Origin of the sequence: Natrinema halophilum (assembly GCF_013402815.2) — an archaeon.
Taxonomy (GTDB): domain Archaea; phylum Halobacteriota; class Halobacteria; order Halobacteriales; family Natrialbaceae; genus Natrinema; species Natrinema halophilum.
Map to the genome: position 1 here is coordinate 1,578,360 of NZ_CP058601.1, position 26,422 is coordinate 1,604,781.

Genomic DNA, 26,422 nt, shown 5'->3' on the forward strand with positions numbered 1-26,422 from the left:
TGTTCGGCGAAACGGAGGGTTCTAAATGGTCGATCACGACGCCTGGACCGACCAACAGTCGGCGACGACAGTCACCGTCGACGGCCACGATCTGGAGGTCGCGTTCCACGAGGACGGGTCCAACGAAACCGAAGAGCCCCCTGTCGTCTTCGTCCACGGCATTCCGACCTGGTCGTTTCTCTGGCGCGACGTCGTGCCGGACGTCGCCGAAGGCCGCAGGACTATCGCGCCTGACATGCTCGGCTACGGCAATTCTGCAATGAGCGATGATTTCGATCGTTCAATCCGCGCTCAGGAGAAGATGCTCGAGGAACTACTCGACGACCTGAACGTCGAACGGATCGCGCTCGTCGGCCACGACATCGGTGGCGGCGTCGCGCTACGCTTTGCTGCGCACAATCCTGACGTCGTCGAACGACTGGTCCTCTCGAATGCCGTCTGTTACGACTCCTGGCCGGTCGAGTTTGTCTCTAACCTCGGTCTGCCGTCGACCGCCGACGTAGAGCGTGAGGAACTCGAAGGGCGCCTCGATTCGGCGTTCGTCGACGGAGCCTACGGCGAAGCAGATCCCGAGTTCGTCGCTGGAATGAAAGCGCCGTGGCTCACCGACGAGGGTCACGTCTCGCTGGTTCGCAACGCCATCGCGACGAACACGAACCACACGACGGAGATCGATTACGGCGCGATTACGGCCGAAACGCTGCTCCTGTGGGGCGAAGACGACGTCATGCAGCCCTACGCCTACGCCGAGCGGTTGGCCGACGACATCGGCAACACCGAACTCGCGCCGCTGTCGAACGCTTACCACTGGGTCCCCGAGGATCGGCCGGACGCGTACGCCGATCGCCTCCGCGAGTTTCTGACTGACGGGTTGGCATAAAATGGCGAATTCCGTAACGAGGACGAAATCATGAGCAACGACCCACCGAACTGGGAGTTCAAGGATCGCGACATTGCAATTCTCAGTGAACTCTCCAGCGATCCACAGTTGTCGTCACGAGAACTCACACAGGTTCTCGAGTCAGAGTACGATATCGACGTCTCTCACGTAACCGTCAGCGAATCGATTCGGCGGATGCGCGACGAAGGAGTCTTCCGCGAGGCGATCATCCCGAACGAAGAGTACTACATCTTTGCGCTGTTCGAATTCAAGTTCAATCCCGAACACTTCGCCGACAACTGGCGCGACGCGATGGAATACATCCAGGCGGACAAACACACGCTGTTCTTCTTCCTCTCCGATGGTGACTACCAGTGGAAAACGGTGATGATGTTTCGGGATCGCCAGGAAATCTCGAAGTGGATTCACAACTGCTACAGGGATTATGGGACGGTCATCGCAAATATTCGCAATTCGGCGGTCCATAACGTTCTCAAGTTTCAGACCGACCCACGGATTTTCGAGGATCTCGGAGACGATCCGGAAACGACGTGACTATCACACGCGTCGCCGTGACTCTCTCGAAGTCGTCGAACGCGAGGGGGTCGATTACTCGTCCAGTCCGTTCCGGAACAGACGGTACGTGGTCCGCCCGACAGCAGCTTCACCGTCGGCACCGACGACGGTGACGTCGGTGACTCCGGTCGAGCCGCCGACCCGAAGCACCTCGGCTTCGGCTCGCAGATCGCCGGTCGCCGGCCGGAGATACGAGACGTTGAGATCCGTCGTCGTCAAGTAAGCCCCTGACGGGTTCTCGAGCATGGTTCGAAGCGCGAACGCACTCGAGGAATCGATCAGCGTCGCGACGATGCCGCCGTGGACCGGATCGTGTCCCTCGCTGTCGACGGGGTTCTCGAAGTCGTCGTTCTGTTCGAGCACCATGACCGCCCGCCCGTCTGCGAGGTGATCGACCTCGACATCGAGCCACGACAGGAAGCCGTGGCGATTTACGAACGACTGCCACTCGGGCCACCCTGACGGATCGTCCGGTCCGCCGGGCATGTTATTTTCCTTCGAACTCGGGGTCGCGATCCTCGGCGAATGCAGCGGTGCCTTCCAGTACGTCCTCCGTACTCGTCAAGAGACCGAAGCCCTGACTCTCCATGGCGAGTGCAGCATCGAGACTGGCGTCTTGCCCTTCGTTCATGACCTTCTTGGCGACCTTGAGACCGATCGGCGGACCCGTCCGCAGATCGTCGACGAACTCGGCTACCATCTCGTCGAACTCGTCGCGGTCGACCGAGCGATTGACCAGACCCCACTCTTCGGCGCGGTTTGCGTCGATGTGGTTGCCCCGGAAGACCAGTTCCTTTGCGCGGGTTTCCCCGAGAATGCGGGTGAGACGCTGGGTCCCGCCGCCACCGGGGATCAGACCGAGTGTGATTTCGGGGACCCCGAACGACGAGCGCTCTGTGGCGATTCGCAGGTCACACGAGAGTGCGAGTTCGAGGCCGCCGCCGAGACAGAAGCCGTCGATCTTTGCGACGACGGGACGGGGAAAGTCGTTAATCGTCTCGAAGGCGGGAGTGACGTCCATCAGATCTGTCGGATCGACATCGCTGAAGCTGGAGATGTCAGCGCCGGCGCTGAATGCCTGATCGCCCGCACCCTCTATCGTCGCACACCGGATCTCGTCGGTGTCGACCGAAGAGAAGAGGTCGTCTATCTCGGAAAGCAAATCGTTCGAAAGGGCGTTCATTCGTGACGGCCGGTCGAGTTCGACCTGGAGGACGTTGTCTTCGAGTTCGTAGTTCAGGTTGTGGAAGGGGCCGAATCCGCCGTCATCGCCGTAATCGTAGAAGCCAGCACCGGCGTCCTCGCCCGTGTTGCCCTCCTCGACGAGTTCCTCGAGGTAGGGATGGGGTTCGAAGCGCTCCGCGCCGGTTTCCTCGAAGAGGGTCTCGAGTTTCTCGAGGACCGTGTCGAGGCCGATCTTGTCCCCGCGTCGGCAGATGCCTTCGGGGAACCCGAGACCAAGTTGGACGCCGGTATCGATTTCCTCGGGTTTGGCGACGCCTTCGCCGACGAGATAGGCGGCGCGGTTGATCATTCGGGCTTCCACCCGGAGCGTGTCGAACCCTTCGCCCTCACCAGGCTCGTAGTCGGCGCCGTCGCCGTCCTCGTAGTCGTAGAAACCCTTGCCGGTCTTCTGACCGAGTTCGCCGGCCTCGACTTTTTCCTCCATGATCGGCGGGATTGGGCTGCTGGCTTCCTTTCGGACGTGATAGCCGACGTCGATTCCGGTGAGATCGCCGAGTTCGAACGGCCCCATCGGATAGCCTCGCTGGTGAACCATCGCCGCGTCGGCCTGCCGAATCGTTGCCTCGCCCTCCGAAACCATCCACGCCGGCTCGCCGCCGAACGGACCGACGATAGTGTTGACGACGAAGCCGCGGACGTCCTTGCGGACGTAGATCGGCGTTTTGTCGATCGATTCGACCCACTCGTAGCCTGCCTCAGCGGCTTCGTCGCTTGTCTCTCCGCCATAGATGACCTCGACGAGGTCCATCTTCACCGGCGGGTTGAAAAAGTGAAGGCCGAGGATGCGCTCGGCGGTGTCGACTGCCTCCGCGATGTCCGTAATCGGCAGACTCGAGGTATTGGTTGCAAGCAACGTGTCTTCGCTCGTGTACTCCTCGAGGTCCGAGAAGATGTCGTGTTTCAGGTCGAGTTCCTCGGGTGCCGCTTCGATCACGAGGTCGGCGTCGGCGACGGCAGCCTCCAGATCCGTCGTCGTATCGATCCGCGAGAGGACATCGTCGGCCGGTTCGTCGATCATCTCCTTTTCCTCGAGCTTTCGAAGGCTCCACTCGATCGACTCGTAGCCGTCGTCGACGAACTCGTCTTTGATATCGCGCATCGTGACATCGTAGCCGGCCATAGCCGTTACTTCAGTGATCCCGTGTCCCATGTTTCCCGCGCCGAGAACTGCAACGCGGTCAATGCTTTCGAGTGACATGGACGTGTCGTCGGTCGGAAGTATCTTAATACCACCGACACGGATTAGCAATGTTAAGCGGGTTGTTTCCGGTTTTCCGCGTCTCCGCTGAGTCGTGATAGCGGCGAAATTCAGTACCGAACAGTTCTTCAATAGTCACTCCCTGCCCGTTCGTCGTGACTTTCGGTCACTTCTATCTGCCATCACAAATGAACGTTCTATATACCTTTACGCGAGCCAGTTCGGTCTACACGTCTCCTTCGAACAGCGGATCGTCTCTCGTCGGGGAGAAATGCCAGACAATCGTTCTCTATCTGAGCCGGCGACAGCCGTGTCCGTCTCCCAGACCGGCACGAGGACGATTATAGCGGTTCGTCGCCCTCGATGATGCGTTTTGCTCGCGCGGCCAGCGCCGGAACGCGTTTGCGCATTTTCGGATACATCGGATCGTCGCTGTTGCCCTCGAGGTACCGCCGGAAGAACATTTCACCGAGTCCGGCCAGTTTGTAGACGGCCAGTGTGCGGTAGAACCGTTCGTGTTCGAACTCGAAGCCGGTTCGGTCTTCCCAGCGCTCGACTAATTCGAGACGGCTCGAGTAGCCCTCCCGTTCCATGAACTGGGTCGTCAATTCGGGAATCGTCGGGTCGGGGTCTTTTGCGTCGCGCCAGTACGATAACATCCAGCCAAGATCCGCACGTGGGTCGCCGAGCGTGGACATTTCCCAGTCGAAGACTCCGACGAGCTCCGGTGGTGTCCCCGGCGCGAACATGACGTTGTCGAGTTTGTAGTCGCCGTGGACGAGCGTGTGGGGATGGGTCTCGGGAACTGACTCTCGAAGCCAATCGCCGACGTCGTGGAGGTCGGGTACTTCTCGCTCCTCTTCGGTGACCTCGAACGCCCACGAGAGTTGCTTGCCCCAGCGGTCGACCTGGCGCTGCGTGTAACCCGCGGGACGACCGAATTCGTCGAGGCCGATCGCTTCGTAATCGAGGTCGTGAATTTTCGCCAGATTGTCGACGAGTTCCCGGCCAATCCGCTGGCGGTGTTCGGGTTCGGCGAACCGTTCGGGTTCGTCCTCGCGGAGGACGTCCCCCTCGAGTTGCTCCATGACGTAGAAATCGCTCCCGATGACGTCGTGATCCTCGCAGGCGAGGATCGGGTTCGGAACCGGTACGTCGGTGTCGGCCAGTGTGTTGGTGACGCGATACTCCCGGAGGACGTCGTGAGCCGTATCTGCGGTTTCACCTGGCGGCGGCCGTCGGATAACGAGCCTTCGGTCACCCCAGGTAACAAATAGCGTTTCGTTCGAGTGGCCCTCCTGGTGACGGACGATGTCGTACTCACCGACCGCTCCGAGATGGTCTTCCAGATACGCGATCAGCGCGTCCTCGTCGATGAGACGCTCGAAATACGTATCGCTCATGGGGTTGGATGGATTGATACGGAATCTGTCGTCGGGTTACAGTTCGCGCTCGACATGGTATACAGTATCATAACTACGGTGACTAACGAAAATAGTTACGCTGTCTTTCCTATTTTACAATGTTCACCGCTTTAGCTCAGGGTTTCGTTCACAGATAGCAGTCCGCTGTAGGAAAACCAGCGTCTCCGCTGTCCGACTCCGATACGCGCAATCGATCAGTTGTCGGGTGCATCGACGATATCGAGTACGTCCTCGGGTGTCTCGATCCGATACGAGACGGCTGGGCCGTCGTCGGCTCCAAACGCGACGCCGTGCATCCCCATATTCGCGGCCCCCTCGACGTCGTGGGCGTAGCGGTCACCGATCATCAGCGACCGCCCGGGAGAAACGCCGGCCTTGTCGAGAGCGGTCTCGAAGATGGCCGGATCGGGTTTGGTGCGTCCGACCTCCTCGGAGGTCGTAATCGAGTCGAAGTGCGAAGCAACGCCGAATTGCTCGAGAATACGTCGGCCTTCGGCGTCGTCGACGTCGCTGATAATGCCGACGTGCAGTTCCCGCTCGGCCAGACGCTCGATCGTTTCGGGCGCGCCGGGAATCGGTTCGATCGACGAGCGCACGATTTCGTCGAACCGCGGCTTCCATTCGTCTCGAGATACCGTCTCGCCGACGATGGACTCGATTCCCCGGTGATAGCCGTCGCGGGCGGATCGGAACTCGGTCCCATCGCGCTTGCGGAAGTGGTTCCCCACGGTCGTCCGCCACGTGTCGATCGCTTCCTCGACCGTCGTGTCGACATCGTGGCGTTCGATCAGGTCTTCGACGAAGGCCGCATGGGCGGCCTGGACGTCGTCGAGTGGGAGGATGACACCGCCGATGTCCCAGAAGACGGCCTCCCACTCGGTGATGGTCGTGTCCGCGCTGACGTCTGCCGTCACGTCCTTTCCCATCAGTCTGCCCTCCGGATCGTCGATCGAGTGACGTCATCGAGGCTCGCACACCCCGATAGTCCGACGGTCAGGTCCAGATCCGCCAACAGGTTCTCGAGGACGGCACGAACGCCGTCTTCACCGCCGATCCCGAGTCCCAGCGCGTAGGGCCGGCCGAGCAAGACGGCATCGGCGCCGAGCGCTATCGCGCGAACGACGTCGCTCCCGCGCCGAATGCCGCTGTCGAAGAGAACCGGAACGTCGTTATCGGAACCCACCGCCTCGTCGACCGCATCGACGATGTCCGGTAGCGCATCCAGTGCGGGAATCGCACCATCGACCTGCCGACCGCCGTGATTCGAGACGACCATCCCGTCGACGCCTTGATCGACCGCCTTCCGGGCGTCAGCGGGATGGAGTACCCCTTTGATGATGATCGGGAGGTCAGTCTGTGCCCGAAGCCAGTCGAGATCGTCCCAGGTCAGCGATGCATCGCCGAAACACTCCTGCCAGGACGCGATCGCGGCTTCCTCGTTTTCCCACGGGTCGTCTCCATCGAGGCGGTTGCGAAAGGCCGGGTCCTCGAAGTAGTTTTTCAGCCCTTCTCCCTCGAGGAAGGGCAGGTAGCCGAGTTCGATATCCCGTTCCCGCCAGCCCATCTTCGGGGTGTCGAGCGTGACGACGACGGCCTCGAAGCCCGCCTCTTCGGCGCGCTCGAGGAAGCTAGCCGCGACATCCCTGTCGGAACTCCAGTAGAGTTGGAACCAGCCGGGACCATCGCCGAGTTCCTCGCCGACTTCCTCGATCGTGTACGAGGAGACGGAGCTACAGATCATCGGTATTTCGAGATCGCTTACCGCCCGTGCCACCGCCAGTTCCGCTTCCTCGTGGAGGATCGACTGGACGCCGACGGGGGCGAGCATCACGGGAGCGGGGTACTCTCGACCGAAGAGTTCGATGGACAGATCACGCTCCGAGACGTCCCGCATGACCCGGGGTGCTATCTGCCACTTGTCGAAGGCGCGGTCGTTCGCCTCGACCGTGGACTCCGAGCCAGCGCCGCCGACGACGTAGGCGAATGCCTCATCGCTGAGTTCCTCGCGGGCACGTTTTTTGAGGTCCTCGTACGAAACGGGAAACTCGGGCGGTTGGTCCTCGAGCATTCCGCTGAGATAAACCTCGGCCTGTCGATGCGGACCGTAATCGGGTGTTTCCATCGTCATAACGTATCTTGCGGCGACGGTCGTTCGACCGCCGTGCGAACATCAGTGGCAGTGATTCGAATTCACTTAACAGTACGGAATCAATACGTATCTCTATTAACATTCGATTGGTATTTGCCTTCGAACTTAACAATGGAGGATTTTGTCAATTGTATAAGTAAAAAGGAGATGGAGCATGAGTACCGACCGGTTCAGCGGTGACGGCGACACCGCTATTATTACGGGATCTTCGAGCGGCATCGGGAAGTCGATCGCAGAGCGGTTCGCCGAGGACGGCGTCGACGTCGTCGTCTGCTCCCGCGAGCAGGAGAACGGGTCGATTCGCTTCGCGGGCCATTCGTGAACCGTCCAGCGTTTCGGCTGATCCGTTCAACGGAAGCCTCAGTCACCGCAGCTCGCGACGGCCGTAGCCGAACCACTTCTCCCCAGAGAGGACCCCACGGCTTTAGCCCTGGGAGGATGCCGGAGTGCGAGAGCATAAACGATCAGCCTCTCGCCTCCGGTTCCCATACAGCCAAAGGGCCACGCTCCTTCTGTGAATGACGATGACTGACAGAGACGTTCACCTACCAGTCGCCGCGCAGCCGACGATCGAATCGATTACCGACTATACGCAGACAGCCGAAGAGAAGAGCTACGACTGCGCGTGGCTTCCGGAGACGTGGGGACGGGATGGCGTAACTGTGCTGACGGCGATGGCCGAGCGGACGGAGTCGATCGATATCGGCTCGAGTATCCTCAATACTTACTCGCGATCGCCGGCACTACTGGGCCAGACTGCGGCGACGCTGCAAGAGCTTTCGGAGGGACGATTTCGGCTGGGCCTGGGACCGAGTGGCCCCGTCGTAATCGAAAACTGGCACGGGATGGAGTTTGGCAATCCACTCAAGCGAACCCGTGAGACAGTCGAAATCGTCAGAAAAGTGCTGTCAGGGGAACCCGTCGATTACGACGGAGAGGACTTCCAGCTGTCTGGCTTTCGCCTGCGCTGTGACCCGCCCGAGCCGGAGCCACCCGTCGAGGTCACCGGGATGGGGCCCAAAGCCGTCGAACTCGCGGGTCGGTTTTCCGACGGCTGGCACGGCATCATGCTCACCCCCGATGGGATGAAAGACCGAATCGAAGATATCGAGCGCGGCGCCGAACTCGGCGACCGCGATGCGGACGACGTTCAGGTTACCGCGGGCGTTACCTGCTGTGCACTGGACGATCCCGAGCAAGCCCGCGCGCTCACACGGCAACACATCGGATTCTATATCGGTGGAATGGGTACCTTCTACCGCGATACGCTCGAGCGCCAGGGCTATGACGAAGCCACTGAAATCTACGACAGCTGGCAAGACGGCGACCGCAAGCGCGCCCTCGAACTGATCGAGGAAAACATCCTCGACGATCTCTGTGCCGCGGGCGATCCCGAAACTGCCAGAACGAAACTCGAGCGCTACGAAGCGATCGACGGCATCGACGCCATCGCAGTCAGTTTCCCACGAGGCGCAAACGACGAGCAGATCCGCCAGACGATGGACGCTGTTGCGCCCACTAACTGAGCGCGGTCGACACCCACCCGAGTCCGGCATCCGAATCGGTGACCGTGATAGTGGCCGAACTGGATCGTTTCCGATTGGAACTGAAAAGGGGAGCGTCCGGATGGAACTGAAAAGGGGTGCGTCCGGATGGAACTGAAAAGGGGACCGAAGTGGTCTCAATAGGGATACGATTCGTCGCGGCGATCGATGCTTCGATAGCTACAAACCGCTCATTGTCCCAGTTCGTGGTATGCCCGGCAAGGTGAGTCCCGACGACCTGCTCACGCACGTGTTCGAGCGAACGGGGGCAACCGAGTCCGATGACACGATACTGCAGGGACCCGCAGATGGCGAAGATGCTGCGGCAATCGAGTGGCCGGACGGCGATGACACGCTCGTCGTCAGTTCCGATCCGATATCGCTGGCCGCCTCGCAAGTCGGCCGGCTCGGCGTCTCCGTCGCGACCAACGACGTCGCGGTTTCGGGAGCCGATCCGCGCTGGTTGACAGCCGTCGTATTACTCCCTGGCGGGGCCGACGAGACCGTTCTCGAGGAGATAACCCGCGATCTCGACGAGGCCGCCCGCACGGTCGGCGCATCGATCGTCGGCGGCCACTCGGAGTACGTCGACCAACTCGAGCGACCGCTCCTCTCCCTGACGGCGATGGGAACGACCGAGCGCTTCGTTCCGACCGGCGGTGCGGAACCCGGCGACGCCGTCGTCCTTACGAAGGCGGCGGGGATCGAGGGAACGGCTATTCTCGCGGCCGACTTCGGCGACGATCTCGGGGTCGATCCCGACACTTGCACGCGCGCGGTAACGTTTCTCGAGGAGATCAGTGTCGTCCCGGATAGCCGCATCGTCCGCGAGTACGCGAACGCGATGCACGACCCGACCGAAGGCGGTGTTGCAGCCGGTTTGCTCGAGGTAGCACGCGCCTCGAACGTACAGATCGACGCGGATCGAGACGCCGTACCGATCCGGAAGGAGACCGCGACCCTGTGTGAGGCGGCCGGCGTCGATCCGCTGCGAATTTTCGGTTCTGGCGGGCTGATCGCGACCGTGCCAGCGGAGTCGCTCGACCCATGTCTCGCTGACCTCGAGGAAACGGGTATCGAAGCCGCCGTAATCGGCACCGTCCGAGAAGTTGACGGTGGCGATCCCGGCCTCTCTATCGGCGAGGAGTCGATCGTCGATCCGATCGACGACGACCTCTATCCGCTCTGGGCGGCAGCCGACGCTGGCGGCTAATTCTCCACGTCAGTTGTGATCCGTTATCCAGTCGTCGCACCGATTCATCAGCGTCAGGATTGGACTGGGGGGAGTGATTTCGTCATCGCAGTCGATTCATATACTCTCCAGATCCCATAGACTATAGATAATAACCAACACAAAAAAGTACGCCTACGTTGTGGTGGTCGTCGTGAGATGAGATACGCAAAATGCATCATCATCCCTGACGACGAGGGATTACACCCCGTCGACAAGCGGATTGCAGACCATCCCGACGTCGACCGCGAACTTCTTCACAACGTGAATCTACTCGACGACGAGTCGATCGTGACTATCTATCAATTCTCGGGTGACAGAACTGCTCTCGAACCGATTTTGCAGGATTCCTCGATGGTGTGTAAGTATCAGCTCTCGGGTGTGGACGACGTAATACACGCCTACATTCACGTCAAGCCTTATGACAAACTCGTGGGCCTGCTGAGCATGCTCAAGAAATTCGAGTTCATATTCGATACGCCACTCGAATTTACGCGACGCGGCGGATTGTGCGTGACGATGATTGGTGACGTCCAGAGCTTCCAGAACGCCATTCCGGACGTTCCTGATGGGATCAGGCTCAAGCTCCTCAAGACGGGGAGTTACGAACCGAACACCGACAGGCTATACTCCCAGCTTACCGACCGCCAACAGGAGATCCTGCGGACTGCTGTCGATATGGGCTATTACAGTGTTCCGCGGGCCGTTACACACGACGATATCGGAACCGAACTCGGCTGTACCGGGGGTACTGTCGGTGGCCACCTGCGAAAAATAGAGTCGAAACTGCTCTCACAGATCGTTCCGTAACCCGAATCCGGGGCGCCGGCAAAGACATCCGTGTTGTCGGTGACCTGGACGCCGACCAGACCACCGTAACGGGATCGACCGTCGCGAGAAGTTGGGTCCGAAACGGGCAGCATCTTTCGAGAAGAGGTGCGACGGGAACGCTCCGAGATTCACGTCTGGAAGGCGAAAACGGCGATGAGACGAAATCGGTCGTCAGCGTTCGGCGAACGTGACTGAGTCGGCCGATGCTCCCGACTCACTCTCGGTTATCGTTCGCGCGACAGGAGAGTAACGGTTTACCGACAGTCACAGGCCCGGATATAAACCGCCGCGTATTACACGGATCAAACTGTTCGACAGTCATCGTCTCTACGCTAGCAACGGGACTCTCCGCCGGATGAGCCCGAACCGATAGCCATGGCGACCAACGACATCGTTCAAGAAATCGACGCATCGCTGAGAAAATCGGATACCGAACTCGAGGCAGCCCTTCCGAAGTTGCTCCAGGATATCGAGGGTCATGTCGAGACGTTCGTGCGCGACTATCCCGAAACGTTCAACCGCTTGATCGAGCGGTCGAGAACGGTTGACATCGCGTCATTGGTCTCCGACGATCCCGTGATCGCCGCCACGTTTCAGGAACTGCTCTGGACCCGAACGAACGTTCTCGCCGAATCGTCACCCGAGGTCAAAGAGCACATCGATGACGACATTACCGTCAACTTTGAGGCCAAAGATTGCCCGATAGCGGGCCATCTCGTCATCGATGGTGACGAGCAGACGATGTACGGCGACACGGGTCGACTCGACGATCCGATGCTCGAGATTACCGGGCCCGCGACGACGCTTATCGGTCTGATCCTCGGGAACGTCCATCCGATTCGAGGGTACATACAACAGCAGTACGATATGGACGGGCCGGTTCACATGGGGACTCGTCTCGCACCGATCATGAACTCGCTGTCCGAACAGGTGCCTGTAGAGAGATAGAAAGCAGACGGCCGACGATCAGATGGGATGTCGCAATCAGTTCTGACGTCCCTCGAGGCCGAGATCGAATCGACAATCGCTATGAGCCGGGATGGCTTAGGTCCGCGAGTCGGTGTCTTTCTCAACGATTAGTCACCGGACCGAACGACGATCTGATCGTTCACCGTTTCGATGCGGCTAACAGGGATTCGTAGTCGGTCGTCGGCGTCTGATCGGATGCTGGGGGCCGACGAGGGTTGACTATGCGAATCGACGACGAGGTCCCGAAGAGTGCCGGATTTTGGATCCATCGTAATCGTATGGAGCGTTCCAAAATCAGTGCCGTCGATTCCGACGATGTGCTTTCCGCCGAGATTACGAGCCAATATATCGCTCATATGTTTTCGGCCCACATCCTGTACTAAATCATTTGCGCCTCGAACGTCGCATAAATTGTCTTTAACTTCACTGAAGCTTGGGTTCCGTATAAATAACCGTGGATGCGCGGACTAATGATGAGGTGTGTCACCAATGTACACTCTATGGCGAGTATGGCAGATTCCGACGCCGATCGTGGAGCCGAATCCGGTCGTGGAACCGATACCGGTAATAGAGCAGATACCGGTCGCCGAGCCGACGTCCGTTCGGCCGTCGATACTGACGAGCCGCCGTACAGGGTCGCGTTGGCTCCACTCCTTGAGAAGATCGAATCGTTCGAAGTCGACGTTCGAGCTGTCGAAGCCGCTATTGCTGGCGGACTCGCCGGCGGGTTTCAAGCTGCGCTGGTCATCCAACTGTACGACACTGACGCGATTCGCCGGATTGGTGCAGTCGTCGGCGCACCGACTCTGGACGGCGGCTGGCTCGCGATGTTCGCACTCGGTGTGTTGTTCGCGCTGCCGTTTCACGGATACGTCTCGAGATCGATCGACGGGTTCGTCTCGAAGGTACTGGAACTCTCGAGGGCCAATGAGGCCCTTCGGACGATCCTCTCGGTCGTGCTCCGGCGATCGGCGCTGACGACGACGACGGTCGTACTCGGTAACGGCTACGGGATCGCGATCGGTATTCTCTTCTCCGTGTTTCTGCTGCCGATGTGGTTGACGGTCGTGACGAACGTGGCGACGCCCGTGCCCGACGTCACGATCGCTGGCGTCGCTGGCGTCATCGCGTGGACGGTATACGGAGGGACGCTCGGGTTCGTATATGGCCTCATCATCGAATACCGATAGCATCGAGATGGGTCTCGAGCGGACTGAGACGGGAAACGACGGGGTTCCACCGCAACCGACGATCGGTGGCTGGCAGGTCGACCGGCGGTCAGCAGGTCGGTAACGGGGAGGATCAATCGGCGGTCAGCAGATCGGTAACGGGGAGGATCAATCGGCGGTCAGCAGATCGGTAACGGGGAGGATCAATCGGCGGTCAGCAGATCGGTAACGGGGAGGATCAATCGGCGGTCAGCAGATCGGTAACAGGATCAGACGATGAATCGTGTGTCGATACCGGCTGAAATTTCGGTGAGAGCGACCGCAGCACCGGAATACTGCAGGATCGTCTGCACGTCGCCGTCGAGTTCGAAATCGCCGGCCATCAGCATGTCGATGACGTCGCCGTTGCCCCCAACGAGCGTCTTCCAGTGCTCGTAGTCCCCGACGAGTCGAAACCCATACTGTCGGTCATCGAGTTCGGTGACCGTATCGACGCCACGGCACTCGGTATCCGAGAGGTCCAGATACGCGTAGATCGTCCCGTCGGGGGCGACGTTCTCCTCGAGTTGGGTTAGTAGATCGTCGAGAGAATCGGGGGCTGTCGAACGCAGTTCCGGCCACAGTCGGTCCGGGACATCCGCAAGGGTCGTCGTCAGGACCTCCTCGGTGACCCGTTCCTCGAGCGGTCCGGTCCGGGACTCGATGCGTTCGCGGACGTCTGGCGGGGCTTCTTCGAGGAGCGGTTCGAGTTGCGTTTCGGGCCGATCGAGAAGTTCTTTGATCGTCTCGACGATTTCCGGCGGCAGATCGGCGACCGCGTTGCTATCGAATGGGACGTTCTCCATCTGAAAAACGAATGAGCCATCGAAGTCGACGCCCCACCCAGCAGATTTGTCGGCGTATTCGTCGCTCGCGTTGATCGCGTCTCGATACGCTTCGAGCCACGGTTCGGTCGGAAAATATCGTTCGATCGGTCGGAGTCGTTGCGTACTCATATGTTGTGACCGGGCCTCGAAACCCGGCGTAGTACCGTGGTCGTTGGGAATTCTTGTCGTGGTTTCTCCGACCATGCACGGGGATTTATCAACGGAATCAACGGTATCAGCGATATCAGCGGTATTAGCGATAGCAAAGAATATCTCGGAGTCGTTCGAGAGAGCGTCACTCTCTCGTGATCTGGTGAAACCGTTGGTTCGCTTGTTCACGGAAATATTCGATTTCCGGCCGACCCCGAGGCACTCGCCTTGCATATCTGTAGGTCCCGTGCTATTATGACGGGTCAGTCACGCGGCAAATCGCCGCACGGGCGACACGTTCCTCGACACTGTTCCTCGTAGATCGGGGTAGGTAAGTCCACCGACGCCGTCTTGGACCGCCCGTAGGACGACTCAGAACGTGTGAGACGGTACTTACTCGAGCAGGAGAAGAGAAATCTACTTCGGAGCAAACCCGTAGTGTCGGCTTTCAAAGCGAGCGCCCCCTCTGTCGGCAGCATTGGTACCCGAACGCTGCCGAGGCGGATACATGGAAACATGATTTCCACTTTTTCTCGTTCGAAACCACTCGAGATGGTCGAATCGACTCGAACTCACTCAAAATACGTCAGTTCTACGTCCGTTCCCGTCCTGATCTCCGTATTCGGCACGGGACCGAAAGTAGTGGGTACAATGCTCGTTCTATCGGATCAGATCGTCGGTCGATTGGTTATTTCATTAATTCCTTCCACACCTTGCTCTTGTATTCTTCTTTTTTCTTCTTTTTCCACCCTGAGTGCGACCACTTCTTCTTGTGGTGGCGCTTGTCCTTCCACCAGTCAAACGGACAGTCATCACCGCCGCCCGGTGGGTTGTCGCGGCCCGGTGGTTTATCGTGGCCTGGAGGACAGTCGCGGCCCGGCGGTTTGTCGTGGCCCGGTGGACAGTCACGGCCCGGCGGTTTGTCGTCGCCCGGTGGACAATCGCCGCCGGGTGGACAGTCTCCGCCCGGTGGGTTGTCGCCGCCCGGTGGGTTGTCGCCGCCCGGTGGGTTGTCTCCGCCCGGTGGGTTGTCTCCGCCCGGTGGGTTGTCGCCGCCCGGTGGGTTGTCGCCGCCCGGTGGGTTGTTGCCGCCCGGTGGGTTGTCTCCGCCCGGTGGGTTGTCGCCGCCCGGTGGGTTGTCGCCGCCCGGTGGGTTGTCTCCGCCCGGTGGGTTGTCTCCGCCCGGTGGGTTGTCTCCGCCCGGTGGGTTGTCGCCGCCCGGTGGGTTGTCTCCGCCCGGTGGGTTGTCGCCGCCCGGTGGGTTGTCTCCGCCCGGTGGTTTATCGTCTCCCGGTGGACAGTCATCGCCCGGCGGCTTGTCGTCTCCTGGCGGCTTGTCGTCTCCTGGCGGCTTGTCGTCTCCTGGCGGCTTGTCGTCTCCTGGCGGCTTGTCGTCTCCTGGCGGCTTGTCGTCTCCTGGCGGCTTGTCGTCTCCTGGCGGCTTGTCGTCTCCTGGCGGCTTGTCGTCTCCTGGCGGCTTGTCATCGCCCGGCGGCTTGTCATCGCCCGGCGGACAGTCATCATCGCCCGGTGGGTTGTCGTCGCCCGGTGGGTTGTCGTCGCCCGGCGGATTGTCGTCGCCCGGCGGATTGTCGTCGCCCGGCGGATTGTCGTCGCCCGGCGGATTGTCGTCGCCCGGCGGATTGTCGTCGCCCGGTGGGTTGTCGTCGCCCGGCGGATTGTCGTCGCCTGGCGGGTTGTCGTCACCGTTGTCTGGACAGTCGTCGTCTTCAGAACAGTCCTTCTCTCTATCTCCATCGGAACAATCGTCGTCGGTTCCTTTGTCACCCCAGGAAGTCGCACTCCCTGCTCCTGAGAATCCCCCAGCAACTGATACGGTCAGTGCGCACCCCTTCAGAAATCGTCGTCTACTATTATCGGGCATACACTCGAGCCATCGAAGAGGGGTATTATACATATACGATCTCTAAAGAAAATTTATAATAAGTCCCAGGTAAATATACTGTTTCAAATGTAGAAAGGTCCTCCCCCTCTTCCTATTGTTTTTGGACAATGCTAATGGATATTAAGAAACGATCCATGCAGTAACTGTTTATGATTGGGCCCACCGAACGATACAGTTCACGTGTTTTTCGTCTGAAACTAACCAGAGAACATCGGGGATCTACTGTCTGTCATCTGGCGATCAACTGGACCAGTTCGATACGAATTTCGGTCGACTGTCGAATGACTCGCCCACGTTCGCTCACCGCCAACGGTGCACTCGAAGATGGTAGCGGCTTTCGCGAAGCGACCGTCGTTCCGCGAACAAGTCGATCGACGGGCCAGCTATCCCGCGGAGAATCAGCACCGTGGTCTCACGCCATCCATGACCGGAGATCACAGCCTCGAGTCATTCCCCCCAGAGCAGGCGAATGACAGGTACCACCAGAAATGGAAAGGCGACGTACCCAAGGAACCCTACAGGCACACCACTACCGGCTCATTCACTTCGTTCGACGGTGCGACGAGAACGGCAGTTGATAGTACTGACTGTGCTATGGCTCGCCTGTGCTCGAGGAGACGTAGTATCCGCAGTAGTCGCCACTATCGTAGCCACTGTCAATCGCCACCGCGGAGCGGATTCCCGATGAATGCGACACGGACATCAACCGTCATCCGTATCTCAGAACAGTCTTCGTCGCTGTGGAAGCAGTAGTATACGTCGGAACTGTGGTTTCCTCGACCCTGGATACGGTCATCACTGCTGTCGACCGCGCTATTTGTCTCCCGATTGTCCGAGGCTGATGTGACCGTATGGCCGGTGGTGTCCTCGTTCGTCCAGATACCCGTCTCCCCTATCGGCGTGGCTGTGCTACGGGTCGAACGTTCTCCGTGGCGAGATATCGCACCGTAGCCTATCGAGATCCGTTTGGTGGAGCAGTCATCATTTCATCGTCACATAGGCGAGGAACGCGATGGCGGATAGCTGGAGGAACCGGAGCACTAGGAGCATCCGCTGTGCGAATGGATCACCCGCATAGAGCATGTTCGTACTGAAAAAGAAGTAGAGAGCGAGTACGTTTTCGGCCAAGAGAACGACGCCGAAGGCCAGCAATCCGAGGACCATCGACGACCCGAACGTCCGATAGTTGCGTATCCACACGGCGGTGAGACCGAGTAACAACAGGATGCTCAGGCTGGACAGTACGGTCGCGATTGCGAGAGTGGGTTCCATCACCATTTCTCAGTTCTCTATTTGATCGATGATCTGCTCGAATTCCGCTTCGTGGCGTTTGAACCGGTCAGTAAGGAAGTACAGCTTGCCGTAATCGTCACCACCGGTTTCCGCGATATCGTGCTCGACGAGCTTTTCGAGGTGATACCGAATCGTATTGTATTCGAGGTCGAGCGTCTTGCTGAGCTGATTCGCGTTCTGAGGCCGCTCGGAGAGCACGCGGATAATCCGTACCCGGTTTTCGCCGCCACGCGTGCCGACCAGCAAGTACCAGAGCGCCTTCTCCATCTGACGGTGGTCGGGCTTTCATCGAACGATGCTATATATCTGGTCACCCGCTGATAGTCCGAGAACTGCACCTCGTCGAACTGGTCGGAATGCATGGGATCTCTTCACTTCGAGAGACCTGCCTTTGGAATGGTACCGGCCAGTGAGACTAACCCAGGACAGACGTCCGTAGAGAGGCTCACTGCGTGATGCTTGACCGACTCTATTCCATCCCAACGGAGACGACGGGACAGTTGACAGTCGTCGCGTCCGACTCGAGCAATGTCACCTCCGTGGCCGACTCGAGATCGGTAACGCTGGCGAAGTCAGCGTTGTCGTAAATGTTGATCGTCCACAGCGGCGAGTAGCCGCCGTCGTCGGGTACCGTGGCGACCACGTTGTGGGTCTGATCGTTCCCGCCTTCGGTCATGAAGCCGGACGGCGGTCCGCCCCCGTCCTCGCCTGGATTCTCGTTGAAGGTGACGTAGATGGGTGAGACGGGGACGGAACCGTCAGTCACCGCAAGCGGAGCCTCTTCGAACAGGAAGTAGCTCACGACCTGGTCATTGTACCAGCCTTCCACGAGGCCCGTATCGCCCTCGCTGTGGCGCAGGGAGGCGGTCGACTCATCGGGGACGACGGGGCAGTTCTTCAGGACCTCGGTAGCCATGATATCGTACCCTCCGTCCCGCAAGTCCTGGACGGTGGTCGCCGTGTTCGCCTCGTAGTCTGCTGGCACCGTTACCTCGTGAACGTGCCAGAAGTCGTTGTACCCCTCATCACCGGGGATCTCGTCGATGATGTTGAGTTGGCCTTCGACCGGCGCGTCTTCGCCCTCACGGAAGAGCGCGTAGATCGGCGCCGGGTCAGTCGGTTGGACGTCGAAGTTGTAGTAGGAGACCATCTCGCCGTCGGGGCCGAGCCCCCGCGTCAAAAACGGCTTCTGATCGAAATCGATGGGCTCGTTCGGTCCGGGCAGACCGTTCTCTTCGGTGCGGATCATCAGCGTGCCGGCCGCTTCGCTGAAGCGGTCGATCCTGGTCCGTGGTGCGTTCGCGGGATCGGTCACGTCTCCCGTTCCGTCGGCCATCTCGCCGTTCGATACATCGGTAGCATTCGACCGGCTACCTGTACATCCCGCCACCAATACCATGCTGAGAGTTCCAGTCTTTGCGAGGAATCGCCTTCGCGTTTCGTCTTCGGACATCACGTCCTACGTGTGGCCCACGATAGCGATATACATTTTTCAAAGTCAGACGGAGATCGGTGTCGGGTTCGTGGGAAGTCTCACTAGATTCTCTACCAAATTGTCTCGAGCAGCCGGCAGTATCAGCTAAAGGTGGACCGAAGATCGCTGGCGTCACGTACGTCCGACAGGCTCCCAGCCAGTCGGCATCTCCATCGGCTTCGTTTCGAGTGCCCGTGTTCCGTTCGATCCCCAGACGAGGAGGACGCGATGCTCGTCGATGGAGAGCGCTGAACGCGTGCTACAAAGCGTTGACCGGGGTTTCCGTTCGACTCTCTCGCCGTAAACGGGCGGTATACAAGGTAATCCAGCCGCTGTCCGGTCAATTCGCTTCGACGAGAAACTCGATCCGCCCTCCCCGTATGGGGGTACTTTGCAGTCGATGTCTGTCGTCGGTCAACGTGGCAACTCACGCTCATAGTTCGAAGGACCTCCGTCGCTGCTCCGCTTTCTGTCGCTCGCTACGCCGATCGTAGTGTTTGTCCAGAATCTCTTCGCTCGCATTCATCCGATCAGAAACCAACGAACGATCCTCATCAGAAAGTCGATGCGCGGTCACTCGACCACTCCGAACATCGTGGGGTGATCGTGACGACGGACACTGGCTCATCTTCGAGTAGTGAGTCCACTCGCAGTCATCCGGATCACGGTCGTGCGGACACGCCTCATCGCGCCAGCACGGCCGGGTCACTCTGTACAACGTATCTCGGCAGGCAGACACCGAAACGCGGCCGTACTGGGTGGTCACAAGCGGCGACCGGCCGTGTTCGTCGACAATGTCGACTCGAGGACTGTCGATATAATCCTGCACCGTCTGCGCGACGTGCGCACTGATGACATTCCACCGCTCGCCTTTCTCTTTGTTTTTCAGCGGTGTATCAGTTTCAGGACGATGGACGAAGTGGACCGCCGGTCCATCGGCGCGCGGACGTTCGCCCTCGAGGTCGAGATCGCCGAGGTCGAGCGCACGCAACTCGCCGACACGACACCCGGTATGCCAGAGCAATAGGACGGTTAAGTGTCGCCGGCTCGCGTACTCGTACCGTTCCAGGTAATCGACAATCGCGATCGCTCGGTCCGGATCGAGGGTCGTTTTGCTTACGTCGACTCCATCAGTCCGAGGAAGGGGAACTTGATCATACAGGTCTTCGCGAACGGCGTCGATCTTTCCGCAGAAGCGGAGGAATGCACGCATCGTCGCCATGTCGCCGCGAAGTGTGACCGATGCGAGTGCGTCACCGGAGTATCTGCCTTCGCGACGCCATATACGATAGGCGTACATATCGCGCCCGGACAATTCGTTCAGATTGGCGACACCTTCCTCGTCGCACCACATGATGAATGCACGCAGGCGATAGTCCTGAGCCTCCATCGTGTTCTCGGCGGCATCGTCACGCGCCTCGAGATACAGATTGACAGCCTCCAGTGGGGTGATCGGCTCGAGATTATCGCTCAAACTTGACCACCTCCACACTTCGACCAGCCGCATTCCAGGCAGAACGGGCACCCGCCGGACGGGTGGACACGGCCGCTGCCGCAGTCAGGACACTTCATCGATTCGCCCTCCCATCGGTGGGGTTCCGAGTTCGCACCTGCTCGTATTGGGCGGCGATCTCCGACGCGCAAAACGAACTGACGTACCCCTGCGGGTGTTTGTAGAAGACCATAATATGGTTCATCAGATTCAAATATAGTAACTTATTTATTTCCAGTAGTTGTATAAAGTAGTTATGGTGGTGAAAATAACTGGGCGAGGCGTTCAGTACTGCGAAAAACTGTCCTTTCAATTGGAATGATCCTCAGCGGGAGTGGATTAGGAAGCGCTGCGGATTCCCCGTGGGGGGACAGCAGTGGTGGGATCAGTGTAGAAGACGGAAAGTTTGTGCTTGGCGCGACACCAGACGAAATCAGTCAGGAAACATACCGTCTCTCCAAGACTGCTGTCAGTAATTTCAATGCCGTTATCGAGGCAGGATATTTCAGCATTAACAGTCCAACCACGAATAGAAGACTGACAACCCAGCAAATTGAGAAAACGACATTAACGCCTTCTGAGGGAGCGACCGTCGCAGATATTGCTGCAGCTGACGGTGTTGAACCGCAGGAGGCATCAGTCTCTTTAGGCCGGACTCAAGAGCGTGAGGATTCCAGTAGGATTACGCTAGCTGCACAAAGCTGTAACAAAAATAATGTTGACACCAGCAGACAGGCCCTCCCGCCAAAGGTAGATTTCCATATATACAAGTCACATGACTTCATCACTGACATCAACCACGCCGTTGCGTACGGTTCACCATCTGGTGCTCTAATATATAAATATCTCGTCAGGCGAGGATACATTGCAGCAGGAGCGTTGGCAGGACCGGTCGCAACGGCAGTCTTTGCCGGAGTTGCTGCGTATTGGGGGGTCGTCAATATCCAAAATGACGGCTGCGGTGTCATTATTAAGACAGGAGTCAGCCCAATCGATCCACTGGTCCCGACACCGACTGTTAATTCACAATAATGACTACAAAATGCTATTGGAAATAGCTTCTACAAATTATGTTCAGTGACAACAACTAAAAACTTCGGCCACGTAGAGTGGAACAATATGAGCCCATCAACTAACAACATCCGAAAGGCTGCCGTTCCGATTGTTGTTATGGTAATCGCCACAATCATGATGTACCCTGGGATTCAGACACTGCTACGTGGGGCTCCACTCGAAAACGGGATTACCCAGATCGTCGTTGGCTTGCTAACTTTAATCTTGTATCTCGGTTTCAAGCTCATAGAGAGGATCTCGGTTACGTCTGGGTTTGGGACAAAAGATGAGAGATCGGCAATCTTGGCACTGCTAGCATCGATCATTGGCATCAACGCAGTGTTGATCTACGCTGTACCGGACTCGCCAGAGGCGGTAGGAATGCTAATTGTCTGTGTCATTGGTGCACTAGTCGTGCTTTTTGACCTCGATGGTCGAAGATTCAGTTCTCAGTCATAAACCAGCAGACAATATGAACCCTTACAATCGAATTGCCAAACTTTTCGATTAGGGGACCGGCTCTAATGAGGGACAATTGGAAATCGATGGCTCTGGTTGACCATTGGGCGGCGTTGAATTTTACCGTTTGGATTAGGGAGCCAATGCAGGAAACAATAGATAGTTCGGTTGTATTTAGTTTGTTCCATTATGTTAGCAGGCGAAGGCTTGAAGCCATGAATTTCGGACGCTCCAACAAGAAGCCACGACGGCGTTCAACTCCCTGACCGACCTACTGCAGGGTGAAACCGGAGGATATGACGAGCTACTCGTCGACGATGGTGGGATTGACCGAAGCCTACAGGAATTGATGGCGCTGACCCGGCTCTATCAGACAGTGTGGTTCCTGCATGATATCGAGGACGAGAATCAAGCAGTGGCTATCACACGTGCGACCTTCGAGGAGTTCGTTCAGAAACACCGGACCACTGACGACAAGCAACCCCGGAAGTGGCTGGTCAAGGCCGAGACTTACCGTAAAGACCGTCTCCGACGGGCTAGTGAAAGTTGCGACCGAGGGATGTTCGAGCGGTTTCTTCACGGAGATCCAAAAGCGGATGAATATGAGCGGTGGTCTGGCAACTACTCGCTAATAACACGGGAGGTAGTTCACACCGGAGTTCACACTAAAGGAGTTTGTCCTCCGAAATGATACTTATGTGGTGGCTGGCACTTGTTGTATTCCTCATACTCGGGCCGTTCGCATAGGTTGCAGGCCTTTCCCGATGGATAGGGGACCGTGTACGATTGACCGCTTCTATCTGTGGTTGTTTGACCACATAGTGGGACGAGAGACAGCCCAAGACATACGGGACGAACACGTCGACCGTGTGGTGGAGTATCTCATTGAGGAGGACGCAGAGATTGGGGGGAGTGAAGAGCTTGTACGTGATATTGAGCACATGAGGCGTCGGACGGAGCAGCGTTTTGCCCGAGGTGAATCCGTCCTCAGTATTCTATTGGCCGGAGCGGCAGTATTTGCTCCGTGGTGGCTGGCTTTCATTCTGACCGTCCTCCTCATAGTCTCGATGGGAACACGGCTCACGGCTATTGAGGTAGTGGCGTTTACCGACCCAGATCCGGAGACGCGAGAGGAGAGACTCTTTGCGATGCGAGTGTGGAATAACAAAGTATTGGCCGAGAGCAAGGTGGCCCGAAACACGGTTGGTGCGAAGGCGGTCCGAGGGTTGAGTAGAGGAGTATACGACCTATATCTTGACAAGGTATTTATTGGTTCTCTTAGGGACCAAGACGTGCTCAATCAGAGTGTCCTCGGACAAGCGAAGTGGACATACCACGAGATAGGGTGGGAAGCCGTCGAGATAATAGAGGAGGAGTATGGGATACGTCGGATGAGGACGGAGAGAACGGGGATGAAAGCGACGAGGAGCAAAAGCAGATTGTGTCTCGAGAGCAAGCCGAGTAGCCACGTCATTTCCTCTTCGGACCTGCTGGGCCTACCAGACCCTCTAGCTGGGAGACGAACGAACGACACAGTCAAACCCCTTGTTGACTTGCCGGAGTCACTGACGAGGGCGCTGTGAGGGGTCTGACGAATGCTACGAGGCTCGTGAGTGAGGAAGTCGTATCTCAGTTGGCCCGCGACGAGTATGACGGTGACAAAAACTAACCATTTGGCCTACGAATCCTCGGGTCGAACCTGCGCCACGGAGAGTTGACTGGGGTTCCCGTTCGACTCTCTCGCCGTAAACGGGCGGTATACAAGGTAATCCAGCCGCTGTCCGGTCAATTCGCTTTGACGAGAAACTCGATCCGCACTCCCCGATTTGAACACTGTGAGACGTGCTCGCTCCGCTGTGCGCGCCTCACAAGCTCGAATCGTCTCGGTCGGATTTATAAAATAAATCCGCCCTCCCCGATTTGAACGGGGGACAAGTCGATCTACAGTCGACTGCTCTACCAGTCTGAGCTAAGGGCGGGCACTCCAACGTAGCCTCCGAGGGGATCATAAGGGTTATTATTTGAAACGGGAGGATCGTGTAATCGAACACGAACGGCAGAATGATTGATATAGGTGGCGTGACAACACCGGTATACTTCGGCTATGAGCAAGATCACGTTCCGCGCGGATGACGACCTCGTCGAGCAACTCGAGTCGCTCGACGCTTCGAAGAGCGAAGCGATGCGGGAAGCGCTTCGATCGTATCTCGAAGCCGACGACGCAACCGGAGGTAGCGGGAGCGATTCGGAATCGGAACGTGATCAGGACCAGGCGATCGAGGACGTGATTCGCGAGCGGGTCGACGAACAGCTGGCAGCGCGACTGGGAGAGGGTGCTCGCCCCGGAACGAGGTACGCAAATGGGCATGGCCGGGAGGTCGCACAGTCGCCTGAACCACAGGATGTCAACGTCACGATTTCCCTGGAAGGGGCTGTGGCCCAGTCGGACGGCCAGTCCCAGACCGCTCGCGTTCGCAGCCGGGAAACGGCCGACGGTGATCAGTCGGTGAACCGACCACGGGAGCAGACTGGATCGCAACCCCACGATCGCGACGGAGCAAGGCAGTGCAACCAGTGTGGCGACCATCTCAATGGCGACCACGTCTATTGTCCAAACTGTGGTGAAAAAGCCTCGCGGCGGTTGTTCTGTGACTGCGGCGACGAGATCCGTTCCGACTGGTCGTTTTGCCCCGGGTGCGGCAGACGGACACCTGCAGCGGACGTCCTCGAGTCGGACGGTACCCAATACTGACCAGTGTAAGACATGGAAAGTCACACTGGGCGAAAGTTTTATTATCCAAGCCAAACATCGCCTTAGTCGCGTAAGACGGAATGTCTTACACCCGTCGATAAGACGGAAAATCGCCCCAGAGCGGGTGGTTGCGGTGTAAGACACGCCGCGTCTGACAGGGGCGCACCACCGTCTTACCCCCAACGGGGAATACAACCATGGAGCGTGTAACACTGCGAATCCCGAAACAGCAGATCGAGGAAGTCGAACAGTTAGTCGACTCGGGCGAGTTCCCGAACCGGAGCGAAGCGATCCGGTCGGCCGTCCGTGAGATGGTCAACGAACAACAGGACGGGCCGAACGAACGGTCCGGCAAACGCAACTGGGCCAAGGTATAACGATGCAAGACATCGTTCAGGATGCGTTAGAGAACGCGGAGGAAGAGGCCCGGGAAATGGACGTCTCGATGGACGATGACGAATTTGGCGACCCCCGAATCGTCATCGTCGGTTGTGGCGGTGCCGGAAACAACACGATCAATCGACTGTATAACATCGGCGTCGACGGCGCCGATACCGTGGCGATCAACACGGACAAACAGCACCTCAAGATGATCGAGGCTGACACGAAGATTCTCGTGGGCAAGTCGCTCACGAATGGGCTCGGGGCTGGTGGCGATCCGTCGATGGGCGAGCGCGCCACAGAGATGGCTCAGAGCACGATCAAGGACGTTCTCGGCGACGCGGACCTCGTGTTCGTGACCGCCGGAATGGGCGGTGGCACCGGCACGGGTGCAGCCCCCGTCGTCTCGAAAATCGCCAAAGAGCAGGGTGCGATCGTCGTCGGCATGGTCTCGACTCCGTTCAACGTCGAACGTGCCCGCACGGTCAAAGCCGAGGAAGGCCTCGAGAAATTGCGAGAGCAGGCCGACTCGATCATCGTGTTGGACAACAACCGACTGCTCGATTACGTCCCGAATCTGCCGATCGGAAAGGCGTTTTCGGTGATGGATCAGATCATCGCCGAAACCGTCAAAGGAATCTCGGAGACAATCACCCAGCCGTCACTAATCAACCTGGACTACGCCGATATGTCCACGATAATGAATCAGGGCGGCGTCGCCGTCATGCTGGTCGGCGAGACCCAGGACAAGAACAAGACCGACGAGGTTGTCAAAGATGCGATGAACCATCCGCTTTTGGACGTCGACTACCGCGGCGCCTCGGGCGGACTCGTTCACATCACCGGTGGCCCCGACCTGACGCTGAAAGAGGCCGAGGGCATCGCCGACAATATCACCGAACGCCTCGAGGCGAGCGCAAACGTGATTTGGGGTGCCCGTATTCAGGAGAACTACAAGGGCAAAGTACGCGTCATGGCGATCATGACCGGCGTTCAGAGCGCCCAGGTTCTCGGCCCGACGACTCAGAAGCAGGCCGATAAGTCCCGTGCGAGCATCGAGGGACTGAACGACGGCGACTTCGACGCAAGCAACAACGTCGAGAGCCGAACGTCGGATTTCGGCGCACAGAGTGATGGCGGGCGCGACAAGGTCGAACAACAGAACGGCGTCGACGTCATTCGCTAACAGCGGACCCGCTCGAGCGAATTTCTCGAAGTAGTCCGGACGCTTTCAGCGTTCCTACCACTACTGGAGGAACCTCAATTCTGTGATCGTTTGAAAGAGAGAAACACAGCTGTCACCTCGTGAACGGATAGTCCGAGGGTTCACTTCGTGAACTGATAGTCCGAGGGTGAGTGTATATTGCGAAAACGGCGCGT

General features: G+C 58.4%; 25 protein-coding genes, 1 tRNA gene and 1 pseudogene. 14 read left to right on the top strand and 13 right to left on the bottom strand.

The features are described 5' to 3' along the window. Positions 1-25: 25 nt before the first annotated feature. Both HYG82_RS28470 and HYG82_RS28475 read left to right on the top strand, forming a co-directional pair. Complete coding sequence (locus HYG82_RS28470) at positions 26-880, top strand: alpha/beta fold hydrolase (protein ID WP_179260457.1); 855 nt, start codon at positions 26-28, stop codon at positions 878-880. Between the two features lie 30 nt (positions 881-910). Next, complete coding sequence (locus HYG82_RS28475) at positions 911-1,435, top strand: Lrp/AsnC family transcriptional regulator (RefSeq protein ID WP_179260458.1); 525 nt, start codon at positions 911-913, stop codon at positions 1,433-1,435. A gap of 54 nt (positions 1,436-1,489) precedes the next feature. Here HYG82_RS28475 and HYG82_RS28480 read toward each other — a convergent pair whose 3' ends face one another. From HYG82_RS28480 to HYG82_RS28500, 5 genes are all read right to left on the bottom strand, one after another. Continuing rightward, positions 1,490-1,942, bottom strand: a complete 453-nt coding sequence (locus HYG82_RS28480) for a PaaI family thioesterase (RefSeq protein WP_179260459.1) — start codon at positions 1,940-1,942, stop codon at positions 1,490-1,492. 1 nt (position 1,943) lies between these two features. Next, a complete protein-coding gene (locus tag HYG82_RS28485; protein WP_179260460.1) occupies positions 1,944-3,899 on the bottom strand; it encodes a 3-hydroxyacyl-CoA dehydrogenase/enoyl-CoA hydratase family protein in 1,956 nt (651 codons plus the stop codon). Positions 3,900-4,240: 341 nt separating this feature from the next. After that, on the bottom strand, positions 4,241-5,302 hold the full coding sequence (locus tag HYG82_RS28490; RefSeq protein WP_179260461.1) for a phosphotransferase family protein: 1,062 nt from the start codon (positions 5,300-5,302) through the stop codon (positions 4,241-4,243). A gap of 215 nt (positions 5,303-5,517) precedes the next feature. Beyond that, entirely contained in the window at positions 5,518-6,249 is a 732-nt protein-coding gene (locus HYG82_RS28495; protein WP_179260462.1) for an HAD family hydrolase, read from the bottom strand. Beyond that, the gene (locus HYG82_RS28500; RefSeq protein ID WP_235217857.1) at positions 6,249-7,451 is read right to left on the bottom strand and encodes a lactate 2-monooxygenase; all 1,203 of its coding nucleotides are present in this window, start codon (positions 7,449-7,451) and stop codon (positions 6,249-6,251) included. The genes HYG82_RS28495 and HYG82_RS28500 overlap by 1 nt, the downstream gene beginning before the upstream one ends. Before the next feature lie 175 nt (positions 7,452-7,626). Between HYG82_RS28500 and HYG82_RS28505 the strand changes: the two are divergent. The 5 genes and pseudogenes from HYG82_RS28505 to HYG82_RS28525 form a co-directional block, all read left to right on the top strand. After that, positions 7,627-7,764, top strand: a pseudogene (locus HYG82_RS28505) (SDR family NAD(P)-dependent oxidoreductase); the annotation flags it as partial. A gap of 232 nt (positions 7,765-7,996) precedes the next feature. Further along, entirely contained in the window at positions 7,997-8,998 is a 1,002-nt protein-coding gene (locus HYG82_RS28510) for a TIGR04024 family LLM class F420-dependent oxidoreductase (RefSeq protein WP_179260463.1), read from the top strand. 229 nt (positions 8,999-9,227) lie between these two features. Further along, a complete protein-coding gene (locus HYG82_RS28515) occupies positions 9,228-10,229 on the top strand; it encodes an AIR synthase family protein (RefSeq protein ID WP_179260464.1) in 1,002 nt (333 codons plus the stop codon). Positions 10,230-10,406: 177 nt separating this feature from the next. Beyond that, on the top strand, positions 10,407-11,057 hold the full coding sequence (locus tag HYG82_RS28520; protein ID WP_179260465.1) for a helix-turn-helix domain-containing protein: 651 nt from the start codon (positions 10,407-10,409) through the stop codon (positions 11,055-11,057). 396 nt (positions 11,058-11,453) lie between these two features. Then, positions 11,454-12,026 (top strand): hypothetical protein, encoded by a 573-nt coding sequence (locus HYG82_RS28525; protein WP_179260466.1) that lies wholly within the window; start codon positions 11,454-11,456, stop codon positions 12,024-12,026. Between the two features lie 128 nt (positions 12,027-12,154). Here the strand turns inward: HYG82_RS28525 and HYG82_RS28530 are convergent, their stop codons facing one another. Further along, entirely contained in the window at positions 12,155-12,403 is a 249-nt protein-coding gene (locus HYG82_RS28530; protein WP_179260467.1) for a PRC-barrel domain-containing protein, read from the bottom strand. A 153-nt stretch (positions 12,404-12,556) separates the two neighbouring features. On the opposite strand from HYG82_RS28530, the gene HYG82_RS28535 reads away from it, so the two are divergent. Further along, positions 12,557-13,237 carry a hypothetical protein gene (locus HYG82_RS28535; RefSeq protein WP_179260468.1) on the top strand — a complete coding sequence of 227 codons (681 nt, stop codon included), beginning with the start codon at positions 12,557-12,559 and terminating at the stop codon, positions 13,235-13,237. Positions 13,238-13,485: 248 nt separating this feature from the next. On the opposite strand, the gene HYG82_RS28540 is transcribed toward HYG82_RS28535, so the two are convergent. The 6 genes from HYG82_RS28540 to HYG82_RS28565 all read right to left on the bottom strand — a co-directional run bounded on the left by HYG82_RS28540 (position 13,486) and on the right by HYG82_RS28565 (position 20,379). Then, the gene (locus tag HYG82_RS28540; protein WP_179260469.1) at positions 13,486-14,211 is read right to left on the bottom strand and encodes an SCP2 sterol-binding domain-containing protein; all 726 of its coding nucleotides are present in this window, start codon (positions 14,209-14,211) and stop codon (positions 13,486-13,488) included. Between the two features lie 709 nt (positions 14,212-14,920). After that, complete coding sequence (locus tag HYG82_RS28545; RefSeq protein ID WP_179260470.1) at positions 14,921-16,117, bottom strand: twin-arginine translocation signal domain-containing protein; 1,197 nt, start codon at positions 16,115-16,117, stop codon at positions 14,921-14,923. 1,002 nt (positions 16,118-17,119) lie between these two features. Then, complete coding sequence (locus tag HYG82_RS28550) at positions 17,120-17,416, bottom strand: DUF8036 family membrane protein (RefSeq protein WP_179260471.1); 297 nt, start codon at positions 17,414-17,416, stop codon at positions 17,120-17,122. A 3-nt stretch (positions 17,417-17,419) separates the two neighbouring features. Next, entirely contained in the window at positions 17,420-17,698 is a 279-nt protein-coding gene (locus HYG82_RS28555) for an ArsR/SmtB family transcription factor (protein ID WP_179260472.1), read from the bottom strand. Positions 17,699-17,900: 202 nt separating this feature from the next. Next, positions 17,901-18,884, bottom strand: coding sequence for a hypothetical protein (locus tag HYG82_RS28560; RefSeq protein WP_179260473.1), 984 nt, complete (start codon positions 18,882-18,884; stop codon positions 17,901-17,903). 454 nt (positions 18,885-19,338) lie between these two features. Next, positions 19,339-20,379 (bottom strand): tyrosine-type recombinase/integrase, encoded by a 1,041-nt coding sequence (locus HYG82_RS28565; protein ID WP_179260474.1) that lies wholly within the window; start codon positions 20,377-20,379, stop codon positions 19,339-19,341. 336 nt (positions 20,380-20,715) lie between these two features. Here HYG82_RS28565 and HYG82_RS28570 point away from each other — a divergent pair, with 336 nt between their 5' ends. The 3 genes from HYG82_RS28570 (at position 20,716) to HYG82_RS28580 (ending at position 23,492) form a co-directional block, all read left to right on the top strand. After that, a complete protein-coding gene (locus tag HYG82_RS28570; RefSeq protein ID WP_179260475.1) occupies positions 20,716-21,429 on the top strand; it encodes a hypothetical protein in 714 nt (237 codons plus the stop codon). Positions 21,430-21,474: 45 nt separating this feature from the next. Next, positions 21,475-21,909 (top strand): hypothetical protein, encoded by a 435-nt coding sequence (locus HYG82_RS28575; RefSeq protein WP_179260476.1) that lies wholly within the window; start codon positions 21,475-21,477, stop codon positions 21,907-21,909. An 821-nt stretch (positions 21,910-22,730) separates the two neighbouring features. Then, positions 22,731-23,492, top strand: a complete 762-nt coding sequence (locus tag HYG82_RS28580) for a hypothetical protein (protein ID WP_179260477.1) — start codon at positions 22,731-22,733, stop codon at positions 23,490-23,492. Between the two features lie 322 nt (positions 23,493-23,814). Here HYG82_RS28580 and HYG82_RS28585 read toward each other — a convergent pair. After that, positions 23,815-23,888 (bottom strand) — tRNA-Tyr (locus HYG82_RS28585). Positions 23,889-24,013: 125 nt separating this feature from the next. On the opposite strand from HYG82_RS28585, the gene HYG82_RS28590 reads away from it, so the two are divergent. The 3 genes from HYG82_RS28590 to ftsZ all read left to right on the top strand — a co-directional run bounded on the left by HYG82_RS28590 (position 24,014) and on the right by ftsZ (position 26,228). Then, positions 24,014-24,661, top strand: coding sequence for a ribbon-helix-helix protein, CopG family (locus HYG82_RS28590; RefSeq protein WP_179260478.1), 648 nt, complete (start codon positions 24,014-24,016; stop codon positions 24,659-24,661). Positions 24,662-24,858: 197 nt separating this feature from the next. Next, positions 24,859-25,038: a ribbon-helix-helix domain-containing protein gene (locus HYG82_RS28595; RefSeq protein ID WP_179260479.1), complete on the top strand. Its 180-nt coding sequence runs from the start codon at positions 24,859-24,861 to the stop codon at positions 25,036-25,038. 2 nt (positions 25,039-25,040) lie between these two features. Continuing rightward, on the top strand, positions 25,041-26,228 hold the full coding sequence (gene ftsZ / locus HYG82_RS28600; protein WP_179260480.1) for a cell division protein FtsZ: 1,188 nt from the start codon (positions 25,041-25,043) through the stop codon (positions 26,226-26,228). Positions 26,229-26,422: the final 194 nt, after the last annotated feature.